The organism is Citrobacter sp. S55_ASV_140, from assembly GCF_018919505.1.
Classification (GTDB): Bacteria; Pseudomonadota; Gammaproteobacteria; order Enterobacterales; family Enterobacteriaceae; genus Citrobacter; species Citrobacter werkmanii.
This window is the reverse complement of sequence record NZ_JAHLQZ010000190.1, coordinates 1-7,236: the sequence shown is the minus strand read 5'-3', so window position 1 is coordinate 7,236 and position 7,236 is coordinate 1. Positions and strand designations below refer to the sequence as shown.

General features: G+C 49.9%; 7 protein-coding genes and 1 pseudogene. 5 read left to right on the top strand and 3 right to left on the bottom strand.

Features of this window, described 5'->3' with window-relative positions; translation table 11 throughout:
- From dsbG to KQJ18_RS19755, 4 genes and pseudogenes are all read left to right on the top strand, one after another.
- Positions 1-145: pseudogene (gene dsbG, locus KQJ18_RS19770) on the top strand (thiol:disulfide interchange protein DsbG); the annotation flags it as partial.
- Between the two features lie 206 nt (positions 146-351).
- Positions 352-1,263 (top strand): LysR family transcriptional regulator, encoded by a 912-nt coding sequence (locus KQJ18_RS19765; protein WP_199952452.1) that lies wholly within the window; start codon positions 352-354, stop codon positions 1,261-1,263.
- Positions 1,264-1,436: 173 nt separating this feature from the next.
- The gene (locus tag KQJ18_RS19760; protein WP_038638652.1) at positions 1,437-2,660 is read left to right on the top strand and encodes a phosphoadenosine phosphosulfate reductase; all 1,224 of its coding nucleotides are present in this window, start codon (positions 1,437-1,439) and stop codon (positions 2,658-2,660) included.
- Positions 2,645-3,262 carry a ParB/RepB/Spo0J family partition protein gene (locus tag KQJ18_RS19755; protein ID WP_038638649.1) on the top strand — a complete coding sequence of 206 codons (618 nt, stop codon included), beginning with the start codon at positions 2,645-2,647 and terminating at the stop codon, positions 3,260-3,262. Before KQJ18_RS19760 ends, KQJ18_RS19755 begins: the two co-directional genes overlap by 16 nt.
- Here KQJ18_RS19755 and KQJ18_RS19750 read toward each other — a convergent pair whose 3' ends face one another.
- Positions 3,263-4,423, bottom strand: a complete 1,161-nt coding sequence (locus KQJ18_RS19750) for a pyridoxal phosphate-dependent aminotransferase (protein ID WP_216422555.1) — start codon at positions 4,421-4,423, stop codon at positions 3,263-3,265.
- Between the two features lie 131 nt (positions 4,424-4,554).
- On the opposite strand from KQJ18_RS19750, the gene KQJ18_RS19745 reads away from it, so the two are divergent.
- Positions 4,555-5,643 (top strand): oxidoreductase, encoded by a 1,089-nt coding sequence (locus tag KQJ18_RS19745; protein WP_216422554.1) that lies wholly within the window; start codon positions 4,555-4,557, stop codon positions 5,641-5,643.
- Positions 5,644-5,740: 97 nt separating this feature from the next.
- Here the strand turns inward: KQJ18_RS19745 and KQJ18_RS19740 are convergent, their stop codons facing one another.
- Both KQJ18_RS19740 and KQJ18_RS19735 read right to left on the bottom strand, forming a co-directional pair.
- On the bottom strand, positions 5,741-5,938 hold the full coding sequence (locus tag KQJ18_RS19740; protein WP_006685574.1) for a YbdD/YjiX family protein: 198 nt from the start codon (positions 5,936-5,938) through the stop codon (positions 5,741-5,743).
- A 63-nt stretch (positions 5,939-6,001) separates the two neighbouring features.
- On the bottom strand, positions 6,002-7,236 hold a 1,235-nt coding region (locus KQJ18_RS19735), incomplete at its 5' end, for a carbon starvation CstA family protein (RefSeq protein ID WP_275945708.1).

Sequence of the window (7,236 nt, the reverse complement as noted above, 5' to 3'; positions counted from 1 at the left end):
ACTCAATATCAATCAAAAGTTGATGGATGATTTGGGTGCTAACGTGACGCCAGCCATCTACTACATGAGTAAAGACAATACGCTGCAACAAGAAGTCGGGTTACCCGATCAGGAGAAATTAAACATTATCATGGGAAATAAATAAAGGTAATAAAATGAGTGATTGTTATCGTTCTCATTTCAATCACTCACCACACTTCTTTTTTTTCTCGTGAAAATAAAGTGTTTTGTGCTATGTTAGTTTAAATTAATCGTTCATTAAGCACTGAAACATAAAGTCTGTAAATAAGTACATTTCAAACTATTTCATAATTTAATTATTTCAAATTTTACCGTCAGAGGAAAGTATACATGGCTAATCTTTACGATCTTAAAAAATTCGATCTAAACCTACTTGTTATTTTTGAATGTATCTATCAGCACCTGAGCATCAGCAAAGCTGCAGAAACACTTTTTATTACACCTTCGGCCGTGAGCCAGTCATTGCAACGACTTCGTACTCAGTTTAACGATCCATTGTTCATTCGCTCGGGAAAAGGCATCACGCCTACAGTAACTGGCATCAATCTTCATCATCATCTGGAACAAAACCTCAACTCACTGGAGCAAACAATTAACATCATGCATAACTCCAGTTTAAAGAAAAAATTTATTATTTATAGCCCGCAAATGGCAACCAATTTAAATTTATACGAGATGGTTCATTCCCTCAGAGAAGGTTCTGATATTGATATTGAGATTGAACATCACGACATTCTAATGAGCGCGGAAACTGCTGAAAATATTCTATCTTACCGCAAAGCGGATCTGGTATTCACAATCGTACCAGTACATAACCGCTCTATTGTATGCACGCCGGTCAAAACGCTCGAAGGGGTGTTAGTCCGTAACAGTAACCATCCCAGAATTAATGATTCAAGCACCGTAGAACAATTATTAAAGGAAAAATTTACATTACTCCTCACTGAGGAACAGGGGATGAAAGAGTATCAGTCACAAACGAATCAACTTTTAGCCAATCGTGATATTGGTTTCAGTAGCGACTCTTTGATTTCAATCGTTAACGTTATATCACACACTGATATTATTGGTATTATACCCAGGGTTATGTACGAATTTTACTCCCCTGTCTTTAATCTCAAGGAGATTAGCGTCGGTATAAAATTGCCGTCAGCAAAACTGTATTTGATGTATAACCGCGCTTCGCTTTCTAACGATTCCTTTGCCTCATATATAAAAAGAATTACACCAGATAGCGAATAAGAGCCTGTTAATCTTTTTCCCGGTGAGCGTAATTAATTCATGTTAATAATTCATAAAAGCCATTTATTGAAATGGTGAATTATTTATGAGAATTACGACACATATAGATTAGCATTTCTTATGCTGACCATTTACCATAGCGGGGAATAACAGCTCCTCACTATGGATTTGATATGTCTGTTTATAAAATACCTCTAACTCAACATGTACTTGAAGCCGCACAGGAGCGCATTACATGGACGCTCAACACGCTGCCGCGCATTTGTGTTTCATTATCGGGAGGAAAAGATTCCGGTCTTATGCTCCATCTTACGGCCACCCTTGCCCGCCAGTTACAGAAAAAAATTAGCGTCTTATTTATTGACTGGGAAGCTCAGTTTTCCTGCACTATCGATTATGTCCAGGCGCTACGCGAGAGTTATTCCGATGTTATCGAAGAATTTTATTGGGTTGCATTACCTCTGACCACACAAAACGCGCTTTCACAATATCAACCCGAATGGCAGTGCTGGGAGCCGAATATACAGTGGGTGCGTCAGCCACCGGCCGATGCCATTACCGACCCCAATTTCTTTTCTTTCTATCAGCCCGGTATGACCTTTGAGCTCTTTGTTCGCGAGTTCGCAGATTGGTTTTCACAAAAGCGTCCCGCAGCGATGATGGTCGGCATTCGCGCGGACGAGTCCTATAACCGCTTTGTGGCCATCGCCAACTCGCGTAAGCAACGTTTTGCCGATGACAAGCCGTGGACGACGGCAGCGCCAGGTGGACACACCTGGTACATTTATCCGTTATATGACTGGAAAACAGCCGATATCTGGACATGGTTTGCGAAAACAAAAATGCCGTGCAATCCCTTGTATAACCTGATGTATCAGGCCGGGGTCCCAACACGATATATGCGTATTTGCGAGCCCTTTGGACCGGAACAACGCCAGGGATTGTGGCTGTACCATGTCATTGAGCCACAGCGATGGGCGGCTATGTGCGCCCGCGTCAGCGGCGTTAAAAGCGGCGGGATTTACGCCGGTCATGACAACCATTTTTACGGTCATCGGAAAATACTCAAACCAGAGCATTTAAGTTGGCAGCAATACGCCATGCTGCTATTACACAGCATGCCAGAACAGACCGCAGAACATTACCGCAACAAAATCGCTGTCTATATACAGTGGTATAAGAAAAAAGGCATGGACAATATCCCGGAAAGTCAGGAAGGCGATATTGGTTCCAGGGATATCCCCTCATGGAGAAGGATCTGCAAAGTACTCCTGAATAATGATTACTGGTGTCGAGCACTTTCGTTCAGCCCCACAAAAACGAAAAACTACCAGCGATATACTGAACGCATGAAAACCAAACGTCAGGAATGGGGGTTGTTATGCAACAACGATTAACACAGGAACTCCTCGGCTTTCTTTCTGGTTTGCCAGAAAAAGATAGAATTGAAGCCATTAATGAATTCAGAATGGCAATCCACAGCGTCAGTCCATTTCGTGAAGAACCAGTAGATTGCGTGTTATGGATTAAAAGCGATCACATTTCGCCCAATGATTACAACCCTAATAACGTTGCGCCGCCGGAGAAAAAGCTGCTGTTGAAATCCATCGAAGCGGATGGCTTCACTCAGCCGATTGTCGTGGTTCACTCAACGGAAGAAGAGTATGAAATCATCGATGGCTTTCACCGCCATGAATTAGGAAAAAACAAAGCATCGCTAAAACCACGATTAAAAGGCTATCTGCCCGTCGCCTGCCTGGAACGCGATCGCCATGAACGTATGGCGGCGACAATCCGCCATAACCGCGCCCGCGGACGCCACCAAATCCACGCCATGTCGGAAATCGTGCGTGAATTATCGCAACTGGGCTGGAGTGAAGAAAAAATCGCTAAAGAACTGGGCATGGATAACGATGAAGTGTTGCGACTGAAACAAATCAACGGCCTGCAGGAGTTATTTGCCGACCGTCGGTTTTCCAAAGCCTGGACAGTAAAATAATTACAGCGAAACCAGACGCTCTGCGGCTGCTAACAGCGTCGATTCTTGCTTGGCAAAACATAGGCGGATCAGCTTATGCGGGAAAGGATCGGCGCAGAACACCGACAGCGGTATCGCCGCAACCCCCACTTCTTTAGTTAACCACTGACAAAACTCAACGTCAGTAAGCGTTGAGACCGCACTGTAATCGACCAGCAGAAAATAGGTCCCCTCACACGGCAGAATTTCCAGTCGGCTGTCGCGTAACGCATTCACCAGCACATCACGCTTTCTCTGATAAAACGCGGGCAGCTCGCGGTAGTGCATTGGATCCTCCCGCAGCATATCCGCCAGCGCCAGCTGAGCCGGTGTGTTGACTGAGAACGTCAGGTACTGATGGACTTTGCGTAGCTCGGCGCTAATGGCGTCGGGTGCAACGCAATAGCCGACTTTCCAGCCGGTCATATGATACGTTTTACCGAAAGATGAAACGGCAACAGCGCGTTCCCGTAGCTGCGGATGAGCCAGCACGCTTGCATGTCCATGAGCGGCAAAGCAGATATGCTCATACACTTCGTCGCTAATAACAAAAATCTCGCGCTCTTTAATCGCCTGCCATAACGCATCAAAATCAGCGCGCTGCCAGACGGTAGCAGATGGGTTATGCGGTGTATTGAGGATCACTAACCGGGTGCGCTCGCTGAGTAACGTGGCAAATTCCTGCCAGTTCACACGAAATGACGGCGGTTGCAACGCAATACGTTTCACCACGCCGCCGGATAACGCCACCGCAGGCGCGTAGCTGTCGTAGCTCGGATCAAAACAGATGACTTCATCACCAGGCCGCACCAGCGCCGTAATGGCTGCATACAATGCTTCTGTGGCCCCTGCCGTGACGGTGACTTCACTTGTCGCATCGGGCTTATAACCGTACAACTCCGCGGTTTTATCGGCAATGGCTTCGCGCAGCGGCTGCACGCCCGTCATCGGCGCATACTGGTTAGCGCCATGCGCGACATGATATGCCAGACGTTCCTGCAAGAAATGTGGACCGTCAAAATCAGGAAATCCCTGCGAGAGGTTAATGGCCTGATGCTGCTGTGCCAACGCGCTCATTTGCGTAAATATTGTGGTCCCCAGATTTGGGAGTTTGCTTTGCACAATCAGTGGGTTATTGCTCATTATTGTTATCCCGACGTGTGATGTTGTTGTTGAAGCCACTATAGCACGATGTTAGTATTTGGCAATCAAGACGTTCAGACGTCTATATAAAAATAACCTGCCAGATCAGGACAGCACAAGGACAACACAACATGAGTAATACCGAGATTCGCGTCGTCACCGGCCCGGCTAACTACTTTTCCCACACCGGTAGCCTCTCCAGACTGCACGACTTTTTCACCCCGGATCAACTCTCACACGCAGTCTGGATCTACGGTGAGCGAGCTATCGCCGCGGCGCGTCCTTATCTGCCAGAAGCTTTTCATCTTGCCGAAGCTAAGCGCCTGTTGTTTACGGGACATTGCAGCGAAACCGATGTTGCTCAACTGGCAAAAGAATCGGGAGATGATCGCAGCATCGTGATTGGCGTGGGTGGCGGTACACTGCTCGATACGGCTAAAGCGCTGGCTCGCCGCCTTGATTTACCTTTCGTGGCGATCCCAACCATCGCCGCCACCTGCGCGGCCTGGACGCCGCTTTCCGTCTGGTACAACGATGCCGGTCAGGCGCTGCATTTCGAAATATTCGACGATGCCAATTTTTTGGTGCTGGTTGAGCCACGAATCATACTTAACGCGCCTGAAGAGTATTTACTGGCCGGTATTGGCGATACGCTGGCGAAATGGTATGAGGCAGTGGTGCTGGCTCCGCAGCCAGAAACGTTACCTCTGACCGTACGTCTGGGCATCAACGGCGCGCTGGCCATCCGCGACGTCCTGCTGGAAAGCAGCGAGCAGGCACTGGCAGATAAGCAGCGTGGTGAACTAACCCAGGCGTTTAGTGACGTGGTGGATGCGATTATAGCCGGCGGCGGTATGGTCGGCGGCCTGGGCGAGCGCTACACCCGTGTGGCGGCGGCACATTCGGTCCATAACGGTCTGACCGTCCTCCCGCAAACGGAGAAGTTTCTCCATGGCACCAAAGTGGCGTATGGCATTCTGGTGCAGAGCGCATTACTTGGGCAAGATGATGTGCTGGCGCAACTTGTCACCGCTTATCAGCGGTTCAATCTCCCCACCAGGCTGGCCCAGTTAGACGTGGATATCGCAAATCGCGCTGAGATCGATAAGGTGATTGCGCATACCCTGCGCCCGGTGGAATCTATTCATGCGCTGCCGGTAACGTTAACGCCAGATACCCTGCGCGCAGCGTTTGAGAAGGTAGAATCGTTGACGGTGTGACTATGGTGCAGGTTGCCTGATGACGGCTTCGCCTTATCAGGCCTACGGCCAAAGCATTGTTGTAGGCCGGATAAGCGTCAGCGCATCCGGCAAAAAATCAACAGCACTTCGCGCCGCCTTTGCCCCCATAGCGCGCATCCTGCCGCTCGCGGAAAAACTCTTCGTAGGTCATTGGCGTCTGATCCGGATGCGTGACGCGCATATGCTCAACATAGTTGTCATAATCCGGCACACCGATCATCAAGCGGGCGGTTTGCCCTAAATACTTCCCGGCTTTGGAGAGCGTTTCAAACATAGTGATTCCCTGTCGTACAAACGCCCTCCCCGTACCGGAGAGGGCTTGTTGGTTAAGAGAATATTAGTGCGCGCCTTTCGCCTGCGCCACGATCTCTTCGACATTCTCAGGCATTGGTTCGTACGGCGTTTCTTTCGAAGTCGGTTTGTCCTCTTTCAGCGCTGCCAGCGCAGTTTTAATCGAGAACAGCCCCAGCACCACGACGACCACCATGAAGAAAATAGTGAGGCCCGCGTCCAGGCGGTTGTTAAACACCAGTTGCGTCAGCTGCGACTGGGTGTACTGTGCCGGAATATTACCGCTGTCGATCATCGCCTGGAACTTGTTGGCGATAGCCAGGAAGCCAATTTTCGCATCCGGGCTAAACGCTTTCTGCCAGCCCGCAGTCAGAGTACAAATCAGCAGCCAGGCCGTTGGCACCAGCGCCACCCATGCGTAGCGCTGACGTTTCATCTTGAACAGCACCACCGCACAGAGCATCAATGCCATACCGGCCAGCATCTGGTTGGCGATACCAAACAGCGGCCACAGGGTGTTGATACCGCCCAGTGGATCCACCACGCCCTGGTGTAAGAAGTAACCCCAGGCCAGTACGCACAGCGCTGTAGCCAGCAGGTTCGCAAGCAGTGAGTCGGTACGTTTCAGGCTCGGTGATACCACGCCCAACAGATCCTGCAGCATAAAGCGTGCGGCGCGGGTACCGGCGTCAACCGCCGTCAGAATAAACAGGGCTTCAAACAGAATGGCGAAGTGATACCAGAACGCCACATCCATCATGCCGCCCAGCGCACCATGCAGAATATACGCCATCCCAACGGCCAGCGTCGGCGCACCGCCTGCGCGGGAAATGATGGATTGTTCGCCGACTTCATTGGCGATTTGATGCAAGGTGTCCGGAGTAATAGCAAAGCCCCAACTGCTGACCACCTGCGCCGCAGAAGCCACGACATCCGCCGTACCCGCCGGAGCTAACACCGCCATCGGGCTGTTCATCGCAAAGTACACGCCCGGATCGATGATGCACGCGGAAACCAGCGCCATAATGGCGACAAAGGATTCCATTAACATTCCGCCATAGCCGATAAAACAGGCCTGCCCTTCGTTCGCCAGCATCTTCGGCGTGGTACCGGATGAGATCAGCGCGTGGAAGCCAGATACCGCACCACAGGCAATGGTAATAAACAGGAACGGGAACAGGTTACCGGTCCAGACCGGGCCAGTACCGTCAACAAACTTGGTCAGCGCAGGCATGGTCAGCGTCGGACGCATGATCAAAATCCCTACCGCCAGGCCAACAA

Bases quoted from the DNA above. Each gene is read 5' to 3' on its own strand.
- KQJ18_RS19765 (WP_199952452.1), top strand. From the start codon at position 352: ATGGCTAATCTTTACGATCTTAAAAAATTCGATCTAAACCTACTTGTT.
- KQJ18_RS19760 (WP_038638652.1), top strand. From the start codon at position 1,437: ATGTCTGTTTATAAAATACCTCTAACTCAACATGTACTTGAAGCCGCA.
- KQJ18_RS19755 (WP_038638649.1), top strand. From the start codon at position 2,645: ATGCAACAACGATTAACACAGGAACTCCTCGGCTTTCTTTCTGGTTTG.
- KQJ18_RS19750 (WP_216422555.1), bottom strand. From the start codon at position 4,423: ATGAGCAATAACCCACTGATTGTGCAAAGCAAACTCCCAAATCTGGGG.
- KQJ18_RS19745 (WP_216422554.1), top strand. From the start codon at position 4,555: ATGAGTAATACCGAGATTCGCGTCGTCACCGGCCCGGCTAACTACTTT.
- KQJ18_RS19740 (WP_006685574.1), bottom strand. From the start codon at position 5,938: ATGTTTGAAACGCTCTCCAAAGCCGGGAAGTATTTAGGGCAAACCGCC.